At 58.5% G+C, this 23,330-nt stretch carries 21 protein-coding genes; 16 read left to right on the plus strand and 5 right to left on the minus strand.

Annotated features, from left to right (window positions below; genetic code table 11):
• Nucleotides 1-672 precede the first annotated feature (672 nt).
• Nucleotides 673-2,628, minus strand: coding sequence for an acetate--CoA ligase (gene acs / locus AAEO81_RS23370; RefSeq protein WP_341959420.1), 1,956 nt, complete (start codon nt 2,626-2,628; stop codon nt 673-675).
• Between the two features lie 450 nt (nt 2,629-3,078).
• Between acs and AAEO81_RS23375 the strand changes: the two genes are divergently transcribed.
• Nucleotides 3,079-3,345 (plus strand): DUF2790 domain-containing protein, encoded by a 267-nt coding sequence (locus AAEO81_RS23375; protein WP_341959421.1) that lies wholly within the window; start codon nt 3,079-3,081, stop codon nt 3,343-3,345.
• Nucleotides 3,346-3,406: 61 nt separating this feature from the next.
• Here AAEO81_RS23375 and AAEO81_RS23380 read toward each other — a convergent pair whose 3' ends face one another.
• Nucleotides 3,407-4,960: a sigma-54-dependent transcriptional regulator gene (locus tag AAEO81_RS23380; protein ID WP_341959422.1), complete on the minus strand. Its 1,554-nt coding sequence runs from the start codon at nt 4,958-4,960 to the stop codon at nt 3,407-3,409.
• Nucleotides 4,961-5,242: 282 nt separating this feature from the next.
• Here AAEO81_RS23380 and phhA point away from each other — a divergent pair, with 282 nt between their 5' ends.
• From phhA to AAEO81_RS23455, 15 genes are all read left to right on the plus strand, one after another.
• The gene (gene phhA / locus AAEO81_RS23385; RefSeq protein WP_341959423.1) at nt 5,243-6,061 is read left to right on the plus strand and encodes a phenylalanine 4-monooxygenase; all 819 of its coding nucleotides are present in this window, start codon (nt 5,243-5,245) and stop codon (nt 6,059-6,061) included.
• 15 nt (nt 6,062-6,076) lie between these two features.
• Nucleotides 6,077-6,433 carry a 4a-hydroxytetrahydrobiopterin dehydratase gene (locus AAEO81_RS23390; protein ID WP_166593310.1) on the plus strand — a complete coding sequence of 119 codons (357 nt, stop codon included), beginning with the start codon at nt 6,077-6,079 and terminating at the stop codon, nt 6,431-6,433.
• Nucleotides 6,434-7,630: an amino acid aminotransferase gene (locus AAEO81_RS23395; protein ID WP_341959424.1), complete on the plus strand. Its 1,197-nt coding sequence runs from the start codon at nt 6,434-6,436 to the stop codon at nt 7,628-7,630.
• Nucleotides 7,631-7,848: 218 nt separating this feature from the next.
• Complete coding sequence (locus tag AAEO81_RS23400; protein ID WP_341959425.1) at nt 7,849-8,442, plus strand: NAD(P)H-dependent oxidoreductase; 594 nt, start codon at nt 7,849-7,851, stop codon at nt 8,440-8,442.
• Nucleotides 8,442-8,963, plus strand: a complete 522-nt coding sequence (locus AAEO81_RS23405; RefSeq protein WP_341959426.1) for a DUF2867 domain-containing protein — start codon at nt 8,442-8,444, stop codon at nt 8,961-8,963. Before AAEO81_RS23400 ends, AAEO81_RS23405 begins: the two co-directional genes overlap by 1 nt.
• 23 nt (nt 8,964-8,986) lie before the next feature.
• On the plus strand, nt 8,987-11,323 hold the full coding sequence (locus AAEO81_RS23410; protein ID WP_341959427.1) for an MMPL family transporter: 2,337 nt from the start codon (nt 8,987-8,989) through the stop codon (nt 11,321-11,323).
• On the plus strand, nt 11,316-12,119 hold the full coding sequence (locus AAEO81_RS23415; protein WP_341959428.1) for an outer membrane lipoprotein-sorting protein: 804 nt from the start codon (nt 11,316-11,318) through the stop codon (nt 12,117-12,119). The genes AAEO81_RS23410 and AAEO81_RS23415 overlap by 8 nt, the downstream gene beginning before the upstream one ends.
• Nucleotides 12,116-13,333, plus strand: coding sequence for a hypothetical protein (locus AAEO81_RS23420; RefSeq protein WP_341959429.1), 1,218 nt, complete (start codon nt 12,116-12,118; stop codon nt 13,331-13,333). Before AAEO81_RS23415 ends, AAEO81_RS23420 begins: the two co-directional genes overlap by 4 nt.
• Before the next feature lie 100 nt (nt 13,334-13,433).
• The gene (locus AAEO81_RS23425; RefSeq protein ID WP_341959430.1) at nt 13,434-14,576 is read left to right on the plus strand and encodes an AfsA-related hotdog domain-containing protein; all 1,143 of its coding nucleotides are present in this window, start codon (nt 13,434-13,436) and stop codon (nt 14,574-14,576) included.
• Nucleotides 14,573-15,721 carry an NADH:flavin oxidoreductase gene (locus AAEO81_RS23430; RefSeq protein ID WP_341959431.1) on the plus strand — a complete coding sequence of 383 codons (1,149 nt, stop codon included), beginning with the start codon at nt 14,573-14,575 and terminating at the stop codon, nt 15,719-15,721. The genes AAEO81_RS23425 and AAEO81_RS23430 overlap by 4 nt, the downstream gene beginning before the upstream one ends.
• Before the next feature lie 11 nt (nt 15,722-15,732).
• Complete coding sequence (locus AAEO81_RS23435) at nt 15,733-16,506, plus strand: SDR family NAD(P)-dependent oxidoreductase (RefSeq protein WP_341959432.1); 774 nt, start codon at nt 15,733-15,735, stop codon at nt 16,504-16,506.
• A gap of 1 nt (nt 16,507) precedes the next feature.
• Nucleotides 16,508-17,245, plus strand: a complete 738-nt coding sequence (locus AAEO81_RS23440; RefSeq protein ID WP_341959433.1) for an SDR family NAD(P)-dependent oxidoreductase — start codon at nt 16,508-16,510, stop codon at nt 17,243-17,245.
• Between the two features lie 344 nt (nt 17,246-17,589).
• The gene (locus AAEO81_RS23445) at nt 17,590-17,727 is read left to right on the plus strand and encodes a hypothetical protein (protein WP_341959434.1); all 138 of its coding nucleotides are present in this window, start codon (nt 17,590-17,592) and stop codon (nt 17,725-17,727) included.
• A gap of 80 nt (nt 17,728-17,807) precedes the next feature.
• Nucleotides 17,808-17,987, plus strand: a complete 180-nt coding sequence (locus AAEO81_RS23450; RefSeq protein WP_166593313.1) for a hypothetical protein — start codon at nt 17,808-17,810, stop codon at nt 17,985-17,987.
• Nucleotides 17,988-18,162: 175 nt separating this feature from the next.
• Nucleotides 18,163-19,377 carry an MFS transporter gene (locus AAEO81_RS23455; protein ID WP_341959435.1) on the plus strand — a complete coding sequence of 405 codons (1,215 nt, stop codon included), beginning with the start codon at nt 18,163-18,165 and terminating at the stop codon, nt 19,375-19,377.
• A gap of 177 nt (nt 19,378-19,554) precedes the next feature.
• Here AAEO81_RS23455 and arfB read toward each other — a convergent pair whose 3' ends face one another.
• The 3 genes from arfB to rluB all read right to left on the minus strand — a co-directional run bounded on the left by arfB (nt 19,555) and on the right by rluB (nt 23,183).
• Entirely contained in the window at nt 19,555-19,968 is a 414-nt protein-coding gene (gene arfB / locus AAEO81_RS23460) for an alternative ribosome rescue aminoacyl-tRNA hydrolase ArfB (protein ID WP_341959436.1), read from the minus strand.
• A gap of 160 nt (nt 19,969-20,128) precedes the next feature.
• Entirely contained in the window at nt 20,129-21,553 is a 1,425-nt protein-coding gene (locus AAEO81_RS23465) for an amino acid permease (RefSeq protein ID WP_341959437.1), read from the minus strand.
• 412 nt (nt 21,554-21,965) lie between these two features.
• Nucleotides 21,966-23,183 carry a 23S rRNA pseudouridine(2605) synthase RluB gene (gene rluB / locus AAEO81_RS23470; RefSeq protein ID WP_341959438.1) on the minus strand — a complete coding sequence of 406 codons (1,218 nt, stop codon included), beginning with the start codon at nt 23,181-23,183 and terminating at the stop codon, nt 21,966-21,968.
• Nucleotides 23,184-23,330: the final 147 nt, after the last annotated feature.

Here is a 23,330-nt window from a genome sequence, read left to right on the forward strand (position 1 = left end):
TCAATGTGCAGAAGGAATAACTGAAATTGCGACGCGAGGTGCCGTCGGGTCTCAGGGCTCGACAGGCCTTCGGCGAGTGGTCGGCATTTTAGCGGCAGGCTGGAAGTCGATATTTCTTCAATGCGACAACTAGTTACAGAAGCACCGAGAAAGCCGATCAACTTGATTGACAGCCCAGAAAGTTTGTGTCTGAGCCAGTAGGGCAAACCTATCAACGAAGCAAATAACGCGCCCATTATTGGCAAAGCCTTCTAATCCGGCAAGTCTGGCGTGTCGAACGGTGGTTGCGCAGCGATGAATTGCACGGATTCCGGGGTGATAGGCCTCATTTCGGGGCGTGAGGTTACATGTGCAAGATGGACGGTAACAAATCGATATATATCTCAGTAAACATCTCGCGCCGAAACACCGCTTTCGCTGCCGTCGTAACCTCCGGCGTCTCCCACAGCAATCCAGACAACTCAAAACTCCGTGGCGAACGCAGGACCTGTGGGAGCTTCCGGAGGTTACGACGGTGGCGAAAGCGGTGTGTCAGACAGGACGCCTTCGCCACTGTCGTAACCTCCAGAAGCTCCCTCAGGGGCAAGGCGCTCAGGCTGAATTTATGAACGACTGAAAACAAAAACGCCCCGCCCGGTTTTCACCGGACGGGGCGCTTCACAACCGCAAGCGTCAGGCGACGTTCATGGTCTTGTGGGTCTCGACCAGGTGCGCCACCACACCCGGATCGGCCAGCGTGGAGATGTCGCCCAGCGCGTCGTACTCGCCCGTGGCGATCTTGCGCAGGATGCGGCGCATGATCTTGCCGGAGCGGGTTTTCGGCAGGCCCGGCGCCCACTGAATGACGTCAGGCGAGGCAATCGGGCCAATTTCCTTGCGCACCCAGTTGCGCAGTTCGATGCGCAAGGCTTCGTCTGGCACTTCGCCGCCGTTCAAGGTGACGTAGACGTAGATGCCTTGCCCTTTCAGGTCGTGCGGCACGCCGACGACTGCGGCTTCCGCGACTTTCGGGTGGGCAACCATCGCGCTTTCGATCTCGGCGGTGCCCATGCGGTGGCCGGACACGTTGAGTACGTCATCGACGCGACCCGTGATCCAGTAATAGCCGTCTTCATCGCGACGGGCGCCGTCACCGGTGAAGTACATGCCACGGAAGGTCTTGAAGTAGGTGTCGACGAAACGATCATGGTCGCCGTACAAGCTGCGGGACTGACCCGGCCACGAATCGAGGATCACCAGATTGCCTTCGGCCGCGCCTTCGATCAGGTTGCCGAGGTTATCGACCAGCGCCGGGATCACGCCGAAGAACGGCTTGGTCGCCGACCCCGGCTTCAACGCCGTCGCACCCGGCAACGGGCTGATCAGCACGCCGCCAGTTTCTGTCTGCCACCAGGTGTCGACGATCGGGCAGTTCTGTTTGCCGACGGTGTTGTAGTACCAGTTCCAGGCCTCCGGGTTGATCGGCTCGCCCACCGACCCCAGCAGCCGCAGGCTCGAACCGTCCGCGCCTTCAACAGCCTTGGTGCCTTCGGCCATCATGGCGCGAATGGCGGTCGGTGCGGTGTAAAGGATGTTGACCTTGTGCTTGTCGATGATCTGCGACATGCGGGTGATGTCTGGGTAGTTCGGCACCCCCTCGAACAGCAGCGTGGTCGCGCCATTGGCCAGCGGGCCGTAGACGATGTAGCTGTGACCGGTGACCCAGCCCACGTCGGCGGTGCACCAGTAGACTTCGTCTGGTTTGTAGTCGAATACGCGCTCGTGGGTCAGCGCCGCGTACAGCAGGTAGCCTGCTGTGGTGTGCAGCACGCCTTTCGGTTTGCCCGTGGAGCCTGAGGTGTAAAGGATGAACAGCGACTCTTCGGCGCCCATTTCTTTCGGGGCGCAGGTGGTCGAAGCCACTTCCAGCAGCGTGTGGTACCAGATGTCGCGATGGCGGTTCCACTCGATGTCGCCACCGGTGCGCTTGCACACGATGACTTTCTGCACGCTGCTGGTTTCAGGGTTGGTCAGCGCGCGATCAACGTTGGCCTTGAGCGCGGTGCGCTTGCCGCCACGCAAACCTTCGTCGGCGGTGATCACGACTTTTGATTTGCAGTCGATGATGCGACCGGCCAGAGCTTCCGGCGAGAAGCCACCGAACACCACCGAGTGGATCGCACCGATGCGGGCGCACGCCAGCATGGCAACCACGGCTTCCGGGATCATCGGCATGTAAATGGTCACGACGTCGCCACGGTGCACGTCCTGGCCGCGCAAGGCGTTGGCGAACTTGCACACTTCTTCATGCAGTTCGCGGTACGTGATGTTGCGGCTTTCGGAAGGGTCGTCGCCTTCCCAGATGATCGCGACCTGATCGCCACGCTCGGCGAGGTGACGGTCCAGGCAATTGTAGGAAACGTTCAGGGTGCCATCGGCAAACCATTTAATGTCGACGCGGTGATCGTCGAACGAGGTCTGTTTGACGGTGGTGAAGGGCTTGATCCAATCCAGGCGCTTGGCCTGCTCACGCCAGAAGCCATCCGGGTTGACCACCGACTGCTGGTACATGGCCTTGTAGGTCGCCTCGTCAGTCAGCGTATTGGCTGCCACTTCAGGGCGGACAGGGTACAGGGAAGCCGCACTCATCTTTCTTACCTCGGTGGAAATGTTGTTTTTGTATGAAACCGTTGTATCCGCCGAGGGCCGCAAACGCCATTCGACGATGGTCTTACCGGCCTTCAGCATAACGCCGAAACGCGCTCACGGGCCCGGTTTGTGGCAAATCTTCATCTAAGTCCTACGACCAAAGAACGAGAGGCTTAGTGCGTTGCGGCGCGAAAAGCGCGATTGTTACCAGAATGCTCAACAGTCTTTATCAAAAGGGTTTCTATATAACCCGAGCGCAGGCGCCTAGAATTCATTTCGCCAACACGGCAAACGATTGACAACTAACAGCCCCCCACACCGGCCTGTCAATCTGCAACTAAACCTGCAAACAACTGACTTCACACAAAATCCCACAAGGGTTTTGCGCACCCTGCCGAACGGCATTCCTGTCTGGCAGCGTTGACGAAGCAACTTAGAGGAAATACCTAAATGAAAGCTGCACTGGTTGTAATAGCTCTTTGTGGTTTCAGCGCCATGGCAATGGCAGAAGAATCAGGTGCGAAAGTGGCCGCGCAACAGCAACGGGTCGAGCACTACAGCTACTCCACCAAACTGGACATCGCCAAAGTCATTTCCGTGGACGAAGTGCCGAACGTCTGCAGCGTCGTGCCACAGCACATGACCTACGAGGACTCCAAGGGCCAGCGCCATGTCATGGAATACATGGTCATGGGCAACGGGTGCAGTAACGGTTGATCAATAACTGATTGAAAACTGTAGCAGCACGACTGGCAAGCCGTGCTGCAACCGATCATCGTTACTTCTGCCCTACTTCATACTGTTTTAACTTATTGGCAATCGTCGTATGTGAAACACCCAATCGTTTCCCTAATAAACGGCTGCTCGGGTGTGTCGCATAAAGTTGCTCCAATACCGCCTTTTCAAAACGCCCGACAATCTCTTCCAACCCGCCCTCTAACGAAAAGTCTCCCAAGGGTTGGCGCACGCCATAATCCGGCAAACGAATATGTTCCGCCTTCACCACCCCGCCCTCGCAGAGTGAAACCGCCTGAAACAATACGTTCTCCAACTGCCGCACATTGCCAGGCCAGTGATAGTGATTGAGGCGGTCGATCGCGGCGGGTGCAATGCGCGGTAGCGGGCAGCCGATCTGCCGACTGGCCTGATCAAGAAAGTGCTGCACCAGCGGCTGCAGGCCGTCGAGGCATTCGCGCAGCGGCGGGATGTGCAGAGACAGCACGTTGAGCCGGTGATAGAGGTCCTGCCGAAACTCGCCGCGTGCGCACAGTTCGGACAGATCCACCTGCGTCGCACAAATGACCCGCACGTCCAGAAACACCTCTTCATCACTTCCGACACGGCGAAAGCAGCCTTCTTGCAGGTAGCGCAACAGTTTCGCCTGCAACCGGGCACTCATTTCCGCGACGCCATCGAGAAATAATGTACCGCCTGCGGTCAGTTCGAGCAGCCCAAGCTTGCCCTCGGCCCGTGCCCCTTCGAACGCACCCGGCCCGTAGCCGAACAGCTCGGTCTCGGCCATGGACTCGGACAATCCCGCGCAGTTGAGCGCCATCATCGGCGACTGACCGCGAGGGCTCGCCAGATGACAGGCACGGGCCAGGAGTTCTTTGCCGGTGCCGGTTTCACCTTCTATTAATAACGGGGCATCGAGAGGCGCCATGCGCCGTGCCTCTCGCACGACCGCGGCCATCACCTTCGAACTCTGGAAGATGCTGTCGAAGCCCCGCAACTCCTGCTTGCGCACGTTATAGATGTGCTCGCCCACGCGATCCGCTCGGTGCAGCGTCAAGACCGCGCCCGCCATGGCTTCGCTGTCTTCGTGCTCGGATTGCAGGGGCGCAATGTCGGCCAGAAAGATATCGCCCTTCACCTTGACCCTCAGGCCATTGATCCGTGACCGGTTGGCACGGACCAGTTGCGGCAGGTCGAAATCTTCGGCGTAACGGGACAGCGGAATGCCGGGGACTTCATCGACGCGCACCCCGAGCAACTGCGCCGCCGCGCGATTGGCCGCAACGATGGACCCGCCCATGTCGATGGACAGGACCGGAAATTCCAGCGCGCCCAGCAACGCGTTCAACTCCATGTGCCGACGCTCGCTGGGCATCAATCCTACGCGCTTGACGCCGAATACCCCCGGAATCGTTTCGAACTTGGGCACCAGCGCCTGGAATTGCAGGTTGATCAGGTTCGGACAGCGCAAGTAGATCGCATCTCCATGCTCACCGCCCACCTCGCCACCCGAGACGTTGACGCCGTAAGAGACCAACAATTCGAGGATGTCGCGCAGGATTCCGACGCGGTTCTGGCAGTGCACTTTGATACGCATGGCAGGTCGACTCTTGTCATCAGGCTGACTTTTTTGTGATGCGCGAAGTTTATCGTCAAGAATACGTTACAGCGCAAGCGGCCAAGCGCCCTAGAAAGCGCAGATTTCGGGCTTTTCACATTCAGCTGTCAGGTTTTCTTTACGACGCCGCGCGTTCACTGACCTCCACTTCCTGTGCAACGCTGCGGCACACGGCCTGAAACCGGGTATCTATAGCCTTACGCGGGCCATCGACCTGCAACCGAACGCTCCATATAAGAACAAGCCATTCAGGAGAGCAGCATGAGCACGCAGTACGTCGCCCGTGAACCGGACGCCAGCGGCTTCATCGAATATCCCGACGCTGAACATCGGGTGTGGAACACCTTGATCACTCGCCAATTGAAGGTGATCGAAGGCCGCGCCTGCCAGGAATACCTCGACGGTATCGAACAGCTCAACCTGCCCCATGATCGAATCCCGCAACTGGCCGAGATCAACACCGTGCTGGCCGCCACCACTGGCTGGCAAGTCGCGCGGGTTCCGGCGCTCATCCCCTTTCAGACGTTCTTCGAACTGCTGGCCAGCAAGCGATTTCCCGTGGCCACCTTTATTCGCACTGAAGAAGAACTGGATTACCTGCAAGAGCCTGACATCTTTCACGAAGTCTTCGGACACTGCCCGCTCCTGACCAACCCCTGGTTTGCAGAATTTACCCACACCTACGGCAAGCTCGGTCTGGCAGCCAGCAAGGAGCAACGCGTGTATCTTGCCCGCCTTTACTGGATGACCATCGAATTCGGGTTGGTAGAGACTGCACAGGGGCGCAAGATTTATGGGGGTGGCATTCTCTCGTCGCCCAAGGAAACGGTGTACAGCCTGTCCTCGACGCCGGAACATCAGGCCTTCGACCCGATAGAAGCCATGCGCACGCCGTACCGCATCGACATCCTGCAACCGCTGTATTTCGTGTTGCCGGACTTGAAGCGCCTGTTCGACCTGGCCCACGAAGACATCATGGGCATGGTCCAGACGGCGACTTCCATGGGCCTGCATGCGCCGCGCTTTACGCCCAAACCGCAGACGCCCAAAGCACAACCTTCGAAAACAACAGCCGCCTGAAAAAGGACCCTTAGTATGACTGCTCTTAGCCAAGCCCACTGTGAAGCCTGCCGCGCCGACGCCCCGCAGGTCAGTGAAGCCGAATTGCCAGAATTGCTGCGTCAGATTCCGGACTGGAACATCGAAGTCCGTGATGGCGTGATGCAATTGGAAAAGGTCTATCTCTTCAAGAATTTCAAATTTGCGCTGGCGTTTACCAACGCGGTCGGCGAAATTGCCGAGGCCGAAGGTCACCACCCCGGTCTGCTGACCGAATGGGGCAAAGTGACCGTGACCTGGTGGAGCCATTCCATCAAAGGGCTGCACCGCAACGACTTCATCATGGCCGCCCGCACCGACGAGGTGGCCACAGGCGCCGAGGGCCGTAAGTAAATGCATTTTTCACAGATTCAGCGCGTACCCGATGATCCGATCCTGGGCCTGATCCAGGCTTATGCCAAAGACCCGAACCCGAACAAGTTCGACCTGGGCGTGGGCGTGTACAAGGACGCGCAAGGCCTGACCACCATTCCCCGTGCGGTCAAATTGGCCGAGCAGCGTCTGGTGGACTCGCAGCCGACCAAGACGTACATCGGCGGTCACGGCGAGCCACGCTTCGGCACGCTGATCTGTGAACTGGTGATGGGGGCCGATTCGCTGCTGATTCAGCAAAAACGCGTCGGCGCGACCCAGACGCCGGGCGGAACAGGCGCACTGCGTCTGTCCGCTGACTTCATCGCCAATTGCCTGCCAGGCAAGGGCATCTGGCTCAGCGATCCGACCTGGCCGATTCACGAAACCATCTATGCCTCCGCGGGCTTGAAGGTCAATCACTACCCGTACGTGGGCAGCGACAACCGCCTCAACGTGCCGGCCATGCTGGAAACCCTGAACACCGTGCCGGAAGGCGATGTCGTGCTGCTGCACGCCTGCTGCCACAACCCGACCGGTTTCGACCTCAGCCACGACGACTGGCATGAAGTGCTGAAAATCGTCAAACGCCGCAACCTGCTGCCGCTGATCGACTTCGCCTATCAGGGGTTTGGTGACGGTCTGGAAGAGGACGCTTGGGCCGTTCGCCTGTTCGCTGCCGAATTGCCCGAATTGCTGATCACCAGTTCTTGTTCGAAGAACTTCGGGCTATACCGCGAACGCACTGGCGCATTACTGGTGTGCGCGGACAACAGCGAAAAACTGGCCGACGTTCGCAGCCAGCTCTCCGCGACTGCCCGTAACCTGTGGTCCAACCCGCCCGATCACGGCGCGGCGGTGGTGGCTGAAATCCTCGGCGACCCGGAACTCAAGGCACTTTGGGCCGATGAAGTCGAAGCCATGCGCAGCCGCATCGCGCAACTGCGTCAGGGGCTGGTTGAAGCGCTGACACCGCTGGGCCTCGGTGAACGTTTCGCCCACATCGGTGTGCAACGCGGCATGTTCTCCTACACCGGGATGAGCGACGATCAGGTCGCCAGGCTGCGCAAGGAGCACAGCGTGTACATGGTTGCCGCAGGCCGGGCCAACGTGGCGGGGATCGATGCCACACGGTTGGACGCACTGGCAGCGGCGTTTGCGGCGGTGTGTAAGGACTGAGCGCTTGAAACCCGCTTGCGCGCTACTGCGCAAGCGGGCCCCCGCAGAAGACTTTTCTCAAAGTATTGGAAAGAATTAAACATCTGATTTAACACCATTGGCGAACTGTAAGAAAAAAACCACCAAAAAAGTCGATCATCAAAGCCTAATTTCCGATTGCCACAACAACCCGCTTTAACCAAACTGGTGCCTCTCCAATTCAGGGATCGAGAGAGCATATGCGTACATTGGTCATAGTCGCCCACCCCAACATCGCCACTTCCAGAGTTAATTCCAGCTGGCTGAATTCGCTGGTTAACGAGAAAAAATTCAAGATCAAGAACCTGATTGAGCTTTACCCGAACTACGCCTTTGATATAGATCAAGAACAGCAAGACTTGTCTGAGGCAGAGCGCATTATTCTGCAGTTCCCGTTATTCTGGTATTCATGCCCGGCGATTCTGAAAAAATGGATGGATGATGTCTTTACACCCGGGTTTGCCTATGCTCGGCACGGTGACAAGCTGAAAGGCAAGGAACTTATGCTGTGCATTTCCGTGGGAGCGCCGGAGGACGGCTATCGCGCCACCGGGTTCAATAATTTCACTCTGGATGAATTACTGCGTCCGTTTCAGCAAACGGCTAATTACATCAAAGCCAGGTTTCTTCCCCCCTTCATATTCTACCAATCGGTCTTCGCCACTGACGAACAGATCGCCGATTCGACCCGAGCGATGGTCAATCATGTGACCGGTGCCTGCGAGCCGCCAAGTATTACCTACGAAAAACTGCTGTTAAGTGCCGAGGCCATGAACATCGCCTTGGTGTCATGATGGACAGCCGAAACGCCACAATCCACCGCAGCCAGCCACCTGCACCGGTCTCACTGGCCCAAGAGTATGACAGTGCGTACTACTCGGATTGCTTCGTATACTCACTGGGGTCATTGTCCGGCAGTTCCGCGCTGACCCTCTACCGGCAGATGACTCACCTTGCACCCCCTTGGGTCAACCGGTTGCTGCACATCCGCGATCTGGCAACCGGAATACTGGGTATGACACCCACCCGTGGGTTCCAAGAGGTAGGATATCCAACTCGCACGTTCATTCAGCCCGGTGAAAAACTGGACTTCTTTGAAGTCGTTGCCAACATTGAACAAGAGCTAGTATTGAGGTTTGACGACCCACACTTCTTCGTATCGATCTCACTTTACATACAAAGAGAGCTAGAAGAAGACCGGCTTTATATCACATCGATAGTCACGCCTTATAGCCAGAGAGGGAAACTGTACATCACTCTTATCGCTCCATTCCATCGCAAAATCGCGAAAACGATGATAAGCACGCTGGCCTGATTTAATTTTTACTGGAGCACCCGATGAAACTGCTAACGCTCGCCGACCCGTACGTGTCGGCGTGGGCAGGTGCTATTCAGCGCCGGCCAAAACTCATTGTGTTTATCTGCCTTCTAAGTACTTTACTGATGGGCATGGAATTGTCTGATCTGAAAATCGCCACTAACTACAAGGTGTATTTCTCAGACAGCAATCCCGAAGTTCTAACCTACGAAAGCTTTCAGTCCACCTACACCAAAGGTGACAACTTCTTTTTTGTGTTGATCCCCAAAAATGGCACTGTATTTTCCGAGCGAACGCTACAGCTCGCACGCGAACTGACCCGCCGGGCATGGCAACTGCCCTACGCAAGCCGTGTCGATTCTGTGACCAACTTTCAGCATAGCCAGGCCAGCGGAGACGACGTCCAAGTAGCCGATCTGGTCACTCACACCCATGGACTGACATCTGGGCAGCTTGCCAAGCTACAGGGCATCGCGGTCAATGAACCCTTGCTAAATGGCTTGTTGCTGAGCCCTGACGCCAGTGCGATGGCGGTCAACGTCTCGCTCAAGTACCCGGAGGTGTCATTGCAGGAGGTGCCACAAGCGGCCGCAGCCGCCCAAAGCATGATCGATGCCTTGAGCGTCGAGTATCCTGACATCGAGATACTGCTGTCCGGCACCTCAATGCTGAACAACGCTTTTGCACAGGCCGGGCTGTACGATTTGCTGCATCTGACCCCCGCCATGTACCTGCTGCTGTTCGTCGCCATGTGGGTCATGAATCGCTCAGCGCTACAGGCGTCGTTGATCGGCGTGATCGTACTGTGTTCGTCGATCATAGCCATGGGCTATGCGGCCATGGCCGGCATCGAAATGTCGCCCATTTCATTTTCTGCTCCGGTCATCATCGCCACCATCGCGGTGGCCAGCGCCAATCACATCCTGCTCGCAGCTCGGCAAAACATGCTACTTGGCGTGCCTGTGCACAGAGCGGTGCGCGAGGGTCTGGCGGAGAATTTTTTTGCTATCACCCTGACCGCCGCTTCAACGCTGCTGGGCTTCTTGGCGGTCAATGCGTCTGAATCCCCTCCGCTGCGGCATCTGGGGGTGATTACTGCGGTGGGCATTGCCGCATCCTGGGTGCTGTTGATGACGCTGTTGCCTGCGCTGCTGAAACTGACAGGCATTTCACCCCGCTCCCTCGACCGGAGCACGCCGAAAACGATGGAGCGCTACGCGAATGTCATCGTTGGCCATCGCAAGAAAGTCGCAGCTATCACATTGATGACGCTGTGCCTGCTGGCCTCCGCCACCACGCAACTGCGCCTCAGCGACGACTGGTTCAAGTACGTACAGGAAGGCAACAGCTTTCGTGAGCAGTCAGACAGAATCATGCAGAAGTTCGGCCTTTCGCCGGTGGAGTTTTCGATTCCAGCCCAAGGGCCGGGAGGCGTCAGCGACCCTGCGTACCTGGCCCGTTTGCAAGCTTTCGTCCAGCACCTACAAGTCCAACCAAATGTGGTGCATGTCTACGCCATCCCGGACATCCTCAAACGTCTGAACATGAACATGCACGGTGACGATCCCCTGGCACGACGCCTGCCGGAAACCAGCGACACGGCTGCGCAGTTCCTGTTGCTGTACGAAATGTCGCTGCCTTACGGCCTGGACCTGAATGACCGGATCAACATCGACAAATCCGCGTCCCGAGTCACGGTGATGCTGGGCGATGTCACCACTGAACAATCACGCGCCTTCATTCGCGATGCCGAGGCGTGGCTTGCCAACGCAGGCAACGGTATGCAGGCCCGAGCCACCGGCTCCACGGTCATGGTATCGATGATCTCCCAGCGCAACCTCGACAGCCTGGCCGAGAGCACGGTGTCAGCGGTGCTCGCCATCTGCGTGGTAATCGCCCTGCTCTTGCGCAGTGCGCTGATGGGCGTGATCTGCCTGGTTTCCACCACGCTTCCGATCCTTGCCGCCTTTGGCGTCTGGGCATTAATCGAAGGCACCGTCGGCTTTTCCATCGCCGCCGTAGGCTCCATCTCCATCGGCATCATCATTGATGACACCGTGCATTTCCTGACCCGTTACACACGCGCCAAAGCGGTGCCCGGGACCAGCAGCGAGGAAGCCGCGCGGCTAGCGCTCACAGGGGTGGGGCCGACGATCCTGGCCAACACCGCGATCCTGATGCTGGGATTCTTCTCGCTATTTTTCTCGACCTTCAAATTGAACGTCGACATGGGCGTACTGACGTTCATGGCCATCGGTCTGTCGCTGGCTTCGTGTTTCTTGCTTGTCACCCCGCTGCTGGCAATGCAGCGCAACCGCGTACCCTCCCAAAAACCAGAGGTTCTGTCCCATGCTTGACCACGCGTTAACCCGCCTGTTGCCCATGCTGTTGATTGGCCTAACGTGCCAGGCAGTCGCAAACCCTCCATCTGCGGTCGATGAAGGCTACGCCATCGCCGCCCTGTATGACATCAGCGATGCCGGATTCAAAGACAGTCGTGTGAAGATGGAGATGATCCTGCACAACGCCGCAGCAGACTCAGTGTCGCGCCATCTGACGCTCAGCACCCTGGAAAAGTCCTCACCAAACACCGGCGACAAGACGCTGGTGGTGTTTTCCTCGCCCGCTGATGTACGCGACACCGCGCTGCTGAATCACCCCAAGATCACCAGCACCGACGACCAATGGCTATACCTGCCTTCGATCAAGCGGGTGAAGCGCATTTCCACTGAAAACAAATCTGGCCCGTTCGTGGGTTCCGAGTTCGCTTTCGAAGATTTCACCTCCCAGGAACTGGATAAATACAGCTACCGCTTCCTGCGCCGAGATCATCTTCAGGAGCGTGAAGTCAATGTAGTGGAGCGTGTGCCGCTGGATGTCAATTCCGGTTACAGCAAGCAAGTAGTGCACTTCGACATCGAACACCGCCAGCCGTTGAAGATCGAGTTTTTCGACCGCAAGCAGGCACCACTCAAAACGCTGGTGCTGAGTGACTACCGCGAATACGACGGCGTCTGGCGTTCGCTGGATCAAAGGATGACCAACCACCAGACGGGCAAGTCCACCGACCTGCTACTCACCGACTATGAGTTCGACATCGGTTTGAGCAGCAATGACTTCGACAGCACAGCCTTGAAGCGCCTGACGCGATGACGCGCCCCCTGCCCTTGATCGGCATCAGCCTGTGGAGCGCAGCCACGGCCGCCAGCCCCGGCAGTTGGCAGTTACAGACGCAGGGCCATGTTGAATTGCAGAACCGCTCGTTCACCCATCAGGCAAAAGCACCGCAGGACAACGATGAGCAGTTCAGCTACGCGCTAAGCCCGCAGCTCAAGGCCGTCTCGACGGATCGGCAGACTCGCCTGACGGCGACGGCGTTCTATCGCAACGATCAAAGGGATGACTGCCGAACCCACTGGGATATACGCGAGCTGAAACTGGATCGGCAATCAGGAGCAACGTCGCTGACCGCAGGCGTGGATCGAGTTTTCTGGGGCAAGGCCGAGTCGCAGAACCTGGTGGATGTCATCAACACCTCGGACAGCGTCGAGGGCGTATTCACCGATGAGAAACTGGGGCAACCCATGTTACGCGCACAGTATGCTCTGCCCGACGGCAACTTGGAGTTGTACTACCTGCCGTATTCGCGCAAGGCCACCTTCTCAGGCGCCGATGGCCGTCTGCGTACGCATCCGGGAATTGACGGTAGCAAGGCGCAGTACACGACATCGGCAAGGCAGTGGACGCCGGGATTCGCATTGCGCTGGGATACCCAGAACGGGGATCTGGAGACTGGCGTCAGCGCCTTCCACGGGCTGTCCCGCGATCCATCGTTTATCGCCCTGCCTGAGCCCGGCGCGCTGGGTTACGCACCGGTGTACGGAGCGATCAGCCAACTGGGGCTGGATGCGCAATACGCTGGCACCGCCACGCTGTACAAACTGGAGAGTATCTACCGCTGGCGTCAATTGGACCTGCACCTGCGCGAACGCAATTACCTGGCTTGGACCGCAGGCCTGGAGCACACGATTGGCGCTGTATTACTCGGAACGGGGGATCTGGGCCTGATCCTGGAATACAACCGCGATTCGCTGGGCCGCGCCTCAATCAACGCATTGCAAAACGACCTGGTAGTGGGGGCCCGCTACAGCCTCAACGACAGTGCCGATACTGATGCGCTGTTCACCGCCAGTCTTGACCAGACCTACGGCAGCCGCTTGTACGCATTCAAACTGGGGCGACGAATCGGGCAAGCCACGAGACTGAGCTTGGAGGCGTTCGTTCCGAAACTCGATGCCCCAAGGGAATTCATCCATGGATACCGCGCCGACGCCGTGATCACCACTTCACTGCGCCACTACTGGTAAATGGACTCAAAAAACAAGGACGACCATGATCGACAGAAAACGTAAGATCGACAAAAACACCGTACACAAGACCCACGAAGATGACGTACTGCTTTATGACATGCGTCATCTGCTGCCCGCCTGGCTGCCATTGAACGTGCTGCAACAGGCGGCAGACCTTCCTGCGGCGCGGGAGGCGTTGGACGAGGCCTATCGTATCGAGTCCGAACGCCTGGTGCTGCGAACGCTGCCCGACTTTATCGGCCAAGAGCACGCCGACAGCACTGAACTCGCCGAACAGCTCCAATATCTGTACGAACCTTGCTTTCAAGGACTGAAGCTCAAGAGTCAGTGGGTGCTGGAACACATCCAGGCGCAGCTGTGCGTGCTGACTGACCGCCCGTCGATGCCCGACATTCCCAGCCGTCAGCGTCTGCACGAGAGCCTCAAGGCTTTGGCTGGCTATCCCCAAGGCGGTCCGCTGTACTTCACGATGTTCAACGACACCTCGAACTACTTCTTCTATCGCAAGCATCACGAACACGTACCCGGAATGATGCTCATTGAAGTCGCGCGCCAAGCCATGTATGCCGAGTTCTACCAGCACAGCGGCTTCGCTCGTGGGGAAGTATCGATCTCGATCCTGGACCTGACCTCGCGGTTCTCACGGTTTACCGAATCGTCCTACCAAGTGGACCTGGTGGTATCGGATAACGGGGCGCCCATGGAGCACAAACCGCGCAAGGTCGACAAGCGCGCGCAACTGTTTCAGAACGCGGCACAGGTAGCAGACATTCACCTGTACGGCGAGATCATCAAAATGCCGGTGTTCAAACGAATACGTAATATCAGCATTGATCCCGACCATTGGTTTCGACCGCTCAAGGGCATTCGCAAAGAAGTGCTGGTGCGCCTTGCTTGCGGTCGTCACCTAACTGGCGAGATGGTGCTGCTGTCAATGAACAGTTTACAAATCCTCTGCGCCGCCCGCGCAGGCACGCCAGCACAATCGGTCAACGGCCACATTTACCTCTATTTGGAGAGCGATGGGCTGATGAGCTTGCCGGTGACAAGCATTCAGGACGTCGAGGGGCAGGACACCACCCTGCATTTGGCACTGGGGGAACTGAACTCCTCGCTGCGCTTCAACTGGCGTGAAGTGCTCAAGCAGTACAGCTATTTCTCCCACAGCAAGACCGAACACAGCAATTCAGGTGTAAATCTGTTTCACCGGGCATATACCGCACCGAGAACACAGGCATGAGCGGCGATTATCCGCTGGCGACGCGACCACTGACCCTCAAGAATGGCCTGACGCTGAAAAACCGCCTGTTCTTCGCCTCCATGGGCGTCGACCTGGCAGACGAATCCGGTCGCGTCACCCCTGCACTGATCGATTTCTACCGGGGCATCCTGAGCGGCGGCTGCGGCTTGGCGTTCCTCGGTAACACAACGGTCAGTGCCGAGTCTCGTCTGCAAGCGCGCGGCTTGGGACTGTTCGAACAGGGCCAGCAGGCCTCGCTCAAACCACTTCTCCAAATGGCTGCGCAACTGGAGGTACCGTTAGGCGTGCAACTTCAGCACTACGGCGGTCAGGGCGTGCTGACGGACTCTGATCAGGCATTGCTCACACCCAGCGCAATCCCGTGTGCCCGGACCGCTAGCCTATATCCGGATTACCGGGTTCAGGCAATGACCGAGGTGCAGATCGCGCAGGTAGTTGACGATTTCGGGAACTGCGCATGGCGCGCTTGGAGTGCCGGCGCACGAATCGTGCAATTGCAGGCCTCCAACGGGTATCTGCTGAGCAGCTTTCTCTCCCCCAGATTCAACCAGCGCACAGATCACTACGGGGGCAACGAAGAAAACCGCTCACGGCTGTTGCTGCAAATCATCCGGGCCATCCGTCTGCGCACAAGCGACAGCCTGGCCATCACAGTGAGGCTGGGCATTGATGATTTGCTGGGCGATCAGGGGTTGCAGTTCACCGAACTTGGCGAAACCGTACAGGCGCTCTGCAACAGCGGTATTTCAGCCTTGGAATGTTCGTTTGGAGTGGGTGAGTCGTTCGGCCGACTGCTGACCTATTCCCAGGACATTGATGACTATCTGCAATGTGCGGTCAAAACCATCAAGGCTAGCGCCACGGTACCGGTAGGTTACGCAGGATTCATCGCCAGCCTAGACAAGGCTGAGCGTTTGCTGGCCGATGGTGTCTGCGACCTGGCTGGCATGTCCAGGGCCCTGTTCGCTGACAACGCGCTAATTGCCAAGACGCTTCAGGGGCGCAGCAACGAAATCAACCGCTGCCTGTGGGATGGCAAATGCTTTGGCGACAAAAGCAATCCTCATTTGAGCCGGGTGCACTGCTGCGTGAACCCGGCCTATCTGCGACCTTCATTCAATTAAAGGATTTTTCGATGTACGACTTCACAGGGAAAGTGTGCCTGGTCACGGGCGGCACAAGCGGGATAGGCCTTCGGGTCAGCGAACGGCTGATCGATGCGGGCGCACAACTGATTGTTCTAGGGCGCGATGCGTCCAAGGGCCAGGAGGTAGCACAGCGCCTGGGCGAGCGGTGCTTGTTCGTGCCTTGCGACGTAGCAGACGCGGCGCAGGTCGAGGACGTATTCCAAACTATCGACCGGCGCTACGGACTGCTCGATTGTGCGTTCAACAATGCCGGGGTGACGGCGCGCCATGCCGAGGTAGTCGAGTCATGCGCTCAAGACTGGGATAGGGTCATGGCGATTAACATCAGCGGCACGTACAACTGCATGAAACAGGAATTGCGGCTGATGCAGGCCCAAGGGCGACACGGTGCCATCGTCAATACCTCGTCCAGCGCCGGGGTGTTGCCGCTGGCCGGGCAAGTGGCCTATTCAGTCAGCAAGCAGGCGATTAACACCATGACCCAAGTGGCATCTATCGAAAATGCCCGCTTTGCGGACGGCGGTTGTATTCGGGTAAACGCCGTGGCACCTGGCCCGATTCTAGGCGGCATGAATACCCAGGAACGCCTGCTGGCGTCGCCGCGCAACACCCAACGCAAAATCGACGTCACCTCCATGAAACGCTTTGGCCGAGCCGATGAGGTTGCTAACGCAGTGCTGTGGTTGCTCAGCGAACAGTCCTCTTACGTCACAGGGCACATTCTGTCAGTGGATGGTGGTTATGCCAGTGGCAAGTTCTGAGATGAAGACCGCATTCGTAACTGGGGTCAGCCAGGGCTTTGGTAAGGCAATGGCGGAAAAACTTCTCAGTGAAGGTTTCAGAGTCTTCGGCTGCTCGCGCACTGCGCCAGAGGGGTTGCAGGCCCATGAACGGTTTCATTGGGCAGCCGTCGACTTGAGTCAGCTACGCTCGGTAGAGTTGCTTGTGTGCAGCATGCTTGAGGGGCATGGACGAATCGAATTCGATCTCGTGTTTCTAAACGCCGGACGATTCGGCCCTCCGCCTCGTCCGGCCACCGAAGTCCTACGAGATGAGTTCGTCGACGTACTGAACCTGAACCTTTTGGCCAATAAGGTGTTGCTCGATCTGTTGCTCAAAGAGCACGGAATTGCACAATGCGTGTTCTCGGCGTCAATTGCCGGGGTGAGAATGCGCGCAGGGATGTTGAGCTATTCGGTGTCCAAGGCTGCCCTGAACGCGCTCGCACAGATTTATGCTCTTGAACATCCCTCCACCTTTTTTGCTGTGCTGGGGTTGTGCAACCTGCATACCCAACTGTTACGCGATGCGTTGGCCGGAGAGTACGTCGACAGCTTTTCCGAAGTAGCGGCGCTTCGCGAGCGGGCCCGTGACGAGCGCTACCTAGCGTTGCCTTCGTTGCGCGCCGAGCAGGTGTGGGGACTGTATCAGGTGGGGTTCGACCGGTGCCTGACCTCGGGTGTATTCCAGGATATTCGCGGGGTGTTGCTTAGGGGATGATGACAGGCCGGACTTCTCTGATCGCCGCAATTGCCTGCTTTGGCAGGCGCGCTTGCCCGCGACGGCAATTCTTCAGCCAGCCGATGTAGCACAGAAAGATCGCGATCGCGGGTAGGCGTACTCCTACGGGGCTCAGGGGCGCCTGATGATTTTGGTTGTAGCCTCGCATCGCCACTACATGACCAACGGCCATCAATTAAAAGTCTGTTTGTCATTTGTTGTGGGGTATCCTCCGTTTGCGTTTTTTGGACGCGCTGCCTGATCGGCAGCTCAGGGCAGTTCGCAGATGGGCCCACAACGCCTCCTACGGACTGAACACAGCAACTTGTGAGGAGCGACAGACGATGCATGAAATCCCAAACTTCCCCTTCCCAAGCCAAACCCAGCAAAGCGCAGCAGCCCGTCAGGAACTCGGTCAGCCGATCGAGATGAAAGCCGGTGCGAAACAGAGTGATAGCAAGAAAGCCCAAGGCCAACGCTAAGGGTTGAATGTTCAGCCCCTATGCAAGAGCGTCTTCCAGGCGTACTTCCATAAGGGCTGAATGCTCCGAGACCAGAACCCATGACTGAATTCAAAGACCCCCAGGCTCAGGCCCTCATCGGCGCCGCCGAGAAGATGATCGAAATCTGGGCACGCCTCACCCCGGAAAAACAGCAGGCTTTGCTGGCGCGCTTCGGCACCCAGGAAAACGCCCTCGCTGCCTTGATCACGACTCAGCTTGTGACACCTGCCGACAAATAATCCCAAGCATCGGCACTGCAAAATTCGCGCTTGATTCAGCGCAGCGTCAACCTTCGACTGCCCTGAACGGGAAACCCTCGTTATCATGTGGCATCGCTTGGCTTTCAAGCGTCTACGCTTCATCCAGTTTCTGCCCCCGCTGCACTTCCCCAGTCGTAACCGTGGATCTAGCCCCATGCCAGACGCTTCAAGCGCCGAAACACAACGTCCTATCAAAGTCACCTTGCAGGTCGTTTCCATCGTTTTGTTCACCTTTATCGGTTACCTGAACATCGGTATTCCGCTGGCCGTGCTGCCGGGCTACGTGCACACGGATTTGGGCTTTGGCGCGGTGACGGCCGGTCTGGTGATCAGTGTCCAGTACCTCGCGACCTTGCTCAGCCGTCCCTACGCCGGGCGCATCATTGATAACAAAGGCCCCAAGAAAGCCGTGATCATCGGCCTGTTCGGCTGCGGCCTGAGCGGCGTGTTCATGTTGCTGGCGGGTTGGCTCGATGCGTGGCCAATGGTGAGCTTGATCAGCCTGTTCGTAGGCCGTCTGGTGCTGGGCAGCGCCGAAAGTCTGGTCGGTTCGGGTTCCATCGGCTGGGGCATCGGCCGTGTGGGCGCGGCGAACACTGCCAAAGTGATTTCCTGGAACGGCATTGCCAGCTACGGCGCGCTGGCCATCGGCGCCCCGCTGGGCGTGTTGATGGTCAACGCGCTGGGACTGTGGAGCATGGGCGTCAGCATCATATTGCTGGCCGCGCTCGGCATTGCGCTGGCCTGGAAGAAGACACCGGCACCCATCGTGCACGGCGAGCGGATGCCATTCCTGCACGTGCTGGGTCGGGTGTTGCCCCACGGCACCGGCCTGGCGCTGGGCTCGATCGGCTTCGGCACCATCGCGACCTTCATTACCCTGTATTACGCCAGCCACACTTGGCCGAACGCGGTGTTGTGCCTGAGCCTGTTCGGCGCCTGTTTCATCGGGGCGCGGCTGCTGTTTGGCAACATGATCAACCGCATTGGTGGATTTCGCGTGGCGATTGCCTGCCTGTCGGTTGAAGCCCTGGGTTTGTTACTGCTGTGGCTGGCGCCAAACCCTAATCTGGCGTTGGCCGGTGCCGCGCTGACAGGGTTTGGTTTCTCGCTGGTGTTCCCGGCTCTAGGGGTAGAGGCCGTGAATCTGGTGCCCGCTTCCAGCCGAGGCGCGGCGGTTGGGGCTTATTCGCTGTTCATCGACCTGTCGCTGGGCATCACCGGACCGGTCGCTGGCGCCGTGGCGTCGGGCTTTGGCTTCGCGTCGATTTTTCTGTTCGCGGCGATGGCGTCGCTGGGCGGGTTGGGGTTGAGCATGTACCTGTACAAGCAGGCCAAGGTGATGCGGAACAAGGCCACCGACTTGTAGGAGCCGGCTTGCTGGCGAAGGCGTAGGAACAGCCCTGAAACCCTCTCGCGTAGGAGTGTCAGGAATCCCCGAGATCACCCGATCTGCTGGCGCTTCGCACCAGATCGCGAGCAAGCTTGCTCCTACGGCCTTCGGCCAGAATCAACAGCAGACCGCGTTCAGATCACGAGCAAACGGCTAAAAGTCGACCTTCCCCCGCCCCGCTTTGATCGACCCGCGTTTGGATTTGGATTCCAGGCGACGGGTTTTCGACCCCAGTGTCGGCTTGGTCGGGCGGCGCTTCTTCTCGACCTTTCCTGCGCTGACAATCAGCTCGCTCAACCGCTCCAGGGCGTCGGCACGGTTCTGTTCCTGCGTCCGGTATTGCTGAGCCTTGATGATGACGACGCCGTCGGCGGTGATTCGACTGTCACGCAGGGCCAGCAGCCGCTCCTTGTAGAACGGCGGCAATGACGACGCGTTGATGTCGAACCGCAGGTGCACCGCGCTGGACACCTTGTTGACGTTCTGCCCGCCCGCACCCTGTGCGCGAATGGCCGTCAATTCGACCTCGCTGTCGGGCAGGTGAACGTTGTTCGAGATGATCAGCATAGGATGCCTGGCTAGAGATTCATGTTGCGACTGTGGGAGCGAACTCATTCGCGAGAGGATCGTACAGCCGATGCATCCATGTCGTCTGTGCCTAAGTCTCGCGAATGAATTCGCTCCTACAGGGTTCAGCGGCGTACTGAAATCAGTGCACCGCCGTCAGCTACTTAATGATCGACGTCCTTTGAGCCATCGATTCGGCTTCGGCGTGGCGTTTGTTCTTGATGAGGTAGAACACCCACATCGCCACCAGCCACACCGGAATCGCATACACCGAGACCTGAATCCCCGGAATCATCAGCATGATCCCAAGGATCAGCACCACGAACGCCAGGCACACATAGTTACCGTACGGATACCACAGCGCCTTGAACAGCGGTTGCAGGCCCTTGCGCGCCATGTGCTGACGGAACTTGAGGTGCGAGTAACTGATCATTGCCCAGTTGATCACCAGCGTCGCGACCACCAGCGACATCAGCAACTCCAGCGCATTCTGCGGGATCAGGTAGTTGAGCAGCACGGCGATCACCGTCACCGCAGCCGACACCAGAATCGCCCGCACCGGTACGCCCCGGCCGTCGACCTTGGCCAGCGAACGCGGCGCATCGCCCTGCTCGGCCATGCCGAACAGCATCCGTGCGTTGCAGTAGGTGCCGCTGTTGTACACCGACAGTGCGGCGGTCAGCACCACGAAGTTGAGAATGTGCGCCGCCGTGTTGCTGCCCAGCATCGAGAACACGTGCACGAATGGGCTGCCGCTGTAGGCATCGCCAGACGCGTTCAGGTCCACGAGCAACGCATCCCACGGGGTCAGCGACAACAGCACGACCAGCGAACCGATGTAGAAAATCAGGATGCGGTAGATCACCTGATTGATCGCTTTCGGGATGATGACCTTCGGCTGATCGGCCTCAGCGGCGGTAAAGCCAAGCATTTCCAGGCCGCCGAACGAGAACATGATGAACGCCAGCGCCATCACCAGACCGCTGACACCGTTGGGGAAGAAGCCGCCGTGTTCCCAGAGGTTGCTCACCGATGCATGAGGGCCGCCGCTGCCGCTCACCAGCATGTAGCTGCCCAGGGCGATCATGCCCAGAATGGCCACGACCTTGATGATCGCGAACCAGAATTCGGCCTCACCGAACACTTTGACGTTGGCCAGGTTGATGACGTTGATCATCACGAAGAACACGGCCGCCGAGGCCCAGGACGGAATTTCCGGCCACCAGTACTGCACGTATTTGCCGACGGCGGTCAGCTCGGACATACCGACGAGGATGTACAGCACCCAGCAGTTCCAGCCGGACAGAAAGCCCGCGAAACCGCCCCAGTAAGTGTGTGCGAAATGGCTGAACGAACCGGCGACCGGCTCTTCGACGATCATTTCGCCCAGTTGACGCATGATCATGAAGGCGATGAAGCCGCACAGGGCATAGCCGAGAATCATCGACGGACCCGCCGACTTGAGCACCCCGGCCGATCCCAGGAACAGGCCAGTGCCGATGGCACCGCCCAAGGCAATCAGCTGGATATGGCGGTTTTTGAGACCACGCTTCAAATCTCCCGAATGGGACATGTTTTTACTCATTGAATAGTCACCTTGTTGTTCTTGTCTGTGACGGAATCGAACCCGACGCGCTCATGACGCGGCGGAATGAAACGGAGTGGGTAAACCCCGAATTGGCTGGCGTACATACGCCGATGAATCACAGAAAAAACGCGCGGCATTGTACACCCTCAACCGCGCAGGTGGCCGTCAAAAAGCAGTGCGTCCTATCAGGTATGGGGTTGAAATGCCCATTCCCTGCGGGGGCGAATTCATTCGCGAGAGGGCAGTACAGCCGATGCATGTCTATTGACCGAACGATCTTTCGCGAATGAATTCGCTCCCACAGGTAAACCGCGCGCGCCGGGAGAACTCGGTTGAGCAGGGAACGACAAACGGGCCGCAAAAAAAAACGCCAGTCACAGGGACTGGCGTTTTTTACTTCAAGCCACGATCACTCAGGCTTGCGGCGACCGAAGCCTGGACGCTGACCTGCACCGGCCGGGGCGCCGCGACGCTTGCCCGATGGGGTCTTGTCGTCGTCGACCAGCTTGATGCCGGGACGCGAGGTCTTCGGTTTGGCCGGGCGCTTGTTCATCTCGCTCGGACGTTCCGCGACTGGCGTGCCACGGCTGCTGTCGCCACGGCTGTCACCACGACCGCCTGCGGCCGGACGCGGCGTGCGGGCCGGACGACCGCTTTCGGCAGGCTTGCGCGCTGGACGTTCGCCGTCCGCCACACGTGGCTCGCGAGGTGCACGCTCAACCGGTGCAGCATCCTTGGCCGGACGCAACTGACGCACGCGCTCGCCTTTGCCCAATGGACGCGAAGACTGGCGCTGCAAACGCTCCAGCTTGTCCTTGGTCTTCGCGGTCATTTGCGGCATGGCGACGGGTTTCAGGCCAACTTCGGCGCTGAGAATGTCGACTTCCTGCTGACTCATTTCGCGCCAGCGGCCCATCGGCAAGTCAGAGTTCAGGAACACCGGACCAAAACGCACGCGCTTCAGGCGGCTGACCACCAAGCCCTGGGATTCCCACAGTCGACGCACTTCACGGTTGCGGCCTTCCATCACCACGCAGTGATACCAGTGGTTGAAGCCTTCACCGCCCGGCGCTTGCTGGATGTCGGTGAAACGGGCCGGGCCGTCTTCGAGGATCACGCCGTTCTTCAGACGCAGCAGCATGTCGTCATCGACTTCTCCACGGACGCGCACGGCGTACTCGCGGTCCATTTCGAAGGACGGGTGCATCAGGCGGTTGGCCAGCTCACCGTCAGTGGTGAACATCAGCAGACCGGTGGTGTTGATGTCGAGACGACCGATGTTGATCCAGCGGCCTTCTTTCGGGCGCGGCAGGCGGTCGAACACGGTCGGACGGCCTTCCGGGTCGTCACGGGTGCAGATTTCGCCGTCGGGCTTGTTGTACATGATGACGCGGCGGACCGTTTCGGCAGCTTCTTCGCGTTTGATCACGCGGCCGTCGACGGTGATGGCGTCGTGCAGATCGACGCGCTGACCGAGACTGGCCTGTACGCCGTTGACCTTGATGCGGCCTTCGCCGATCCAGGATTCGACGTCACGGCGCGAGCCCACGCCAATGCGCGCCAGCACCTTTTGCAGCTTTTCGCCTGCTGGGCCGATCTCTTTGTCCTGCTTGTCTTGTTCACTCATCTGGGCACCTCCCGGTGTGTCGAATCAGGGCGTGCGCGAGTGGGCACGGCCTGTTGCCCTGCTCCTGAACAGAAGCGCGGGGCGGAAACTGAAAACGCTTCGGCGAGTAGGGATCGCCAAAAGGTCGCGAATTATACGCTCATGGCG

The organism is Pseudomonas sp. RC10, from assembly GCF_038397775.1.
Lineage (GTDB): Bacteria > Pseudomonadota > Gammaproteobacteria > Pseudomonadales > Pseudomonadaceae > Aquipseudomonas > Aquipseudomonas bambusae.

Excerpts from the sequence above, each read along its gene's own strand:
- AAEO81_RS23445 (WP_341959434.1), top strand. The coding sequence starts at position 17,590 with ATGCATGAAATCCCAAACTTCCCCTTCCCAAGCCAAACCCAGCAAAGC.
- AAEO81_RS23420 (WP_341959429.1), top strand. The coding sequence starts at position 12,116 with ATGACGCGCCCCCTGCCCTTGATCGGCATCAGCCTGTGGAGCGCAGCC.
- AAEO81_RS23415 (WP_341959428.1), top strand. The coding sequence starts at position 11,316 with ATGCTTGACCACGCGTTAACCCGCCTGTTGCCCATGCTGTTGATTGGC.
- AAEO81_RS23425 (WP_341959430.1), top strand. The coding sequence starts at position 13,434 with ATGCGTCATCTGCTGCCCGCCTGGCTGCCATTGAACGTGCTGCAACAG.
- AAEO81_RS23455 (WP_341959435.1), top strand. The coding sequence starts at position 18,163 with ATGCCAGACGCTTCAAGCGCCGAAACACAACGTCCTATCAAAGTCACC.
- AAEO81_RS23390 (WP_166593310.1), top strand. The coding sequence starts at position 6,077 with ATGACTGCTCTTAGCCAAGCCCACTGTGAAGCCTGCCGCGCCGACGCC.
- rluB (WP_341959438.1), bottom strand. The coding sequence starts at position 23,183 with ATGAGTGAACAAGACAAGCAGGACAAAGAGATCGGCCCAGCAGGCGAA.
- AAEO81_RS23435 (WP_341959432.1), top strand. The coding sequence starts at position 15,733 with ATGTACGACTTCACAGGGAAAGTGTGCCTGGTCACGGGCGGCACAAGC.
- AAEO81_RS23465 (WP_341959437.1), bottom strand. The coding sequence starts at position 21,553 with ATGAGTAAAAACATGTCCCATTCGGGAGATTTGAAGCGTGGTCTCAAA.
- AAEO81_RS23400 (WP_341959425.1), top strand. The coding sequence starts at position 7,849 with ATGCGTACATTGGTCATAGTCGCCCACCCCAACATCGCCACTTCCAGA.
- acs (WP_341959420.1), bottom strand. The coding sequence starts at position 2,628 with ATGAGTGCGGCTTCCCTGTACCCTGTCCGCCCTGAAGTGGCAGCCAAT.
- AAEO81_RS23440 (WP_341959433.1), top strand. The coding sequence starts at position 16,508 with ATGAAGACCGCATTCGTAACTGGGGTCAGCCAGGGCTTTGGTAAGGCA.
- phhA (WP_341959423.1), top strand. The coding sequence starts at position 5,243 with ATGAGCACGCAGTACGTCGCCCGTGAACCGGACGCCAGCGGCTTCATC.
- AAEO81_RS23375 (WP_341959421.1), top strand. The coding sequence starts at position 3,079 with ATGAAAGCTGCACTGGTTGTAATAGCTCTTTGTGGTTTCAGCGCCATG.
- arfB (WP_341959436.1), bottom strand. The coding sequence starts at position 19,968 with ATGCTGATCATCTCGAACAACGTTCACCTGCCCGACAGCGAGGTCGAA.
- AAEO81_RS23450 (WP_166593313.1), top strand. The coding sequence starts at position 17,808 with ATGACTGAATTCAAAGACCCCCAGGCTCAGGCCCTCATCGGCGCCGCC.
- AAEO81_RS23405 (WP_341959426.1), top strand. The coding sequence starts at position 8,442 with ATGGACAGCCGAAACGCCACAATCCACCGCAGCCAGCCACCTGCACCG.
- AAEO81_RS23395 (WP_341959424.1), top strand. The coding sequence starts at position 6,434 with ATGCATTTTTCACAGATTCAGCGCGTACCCGATGATCCGATCCTGGGC.
- AAEO81_RS23410 (WP_341959427.1), top strand. The coding sequence starts at position 8,987 with ATGAAACTGCTAACGCTCGCCGACCCGTACGTGTCGGCGTGGGCAGGT.
- AAEO81_RS23430 (WP_341959431.1), top strand. The coding sequence starts at position 14,573 with ATGAGCGGCGATTATCCGCTGGCGACGCGACCACTGACCCTCAAGAAT.
- AAEO81_RS23380 (WP_341959422.1), bottom strand. The coding sequence starts at position 4,960 with ATGCGTATCAAAGTGCACTGCCAGAACCGCGTCGGAATCCTGCGCGAC.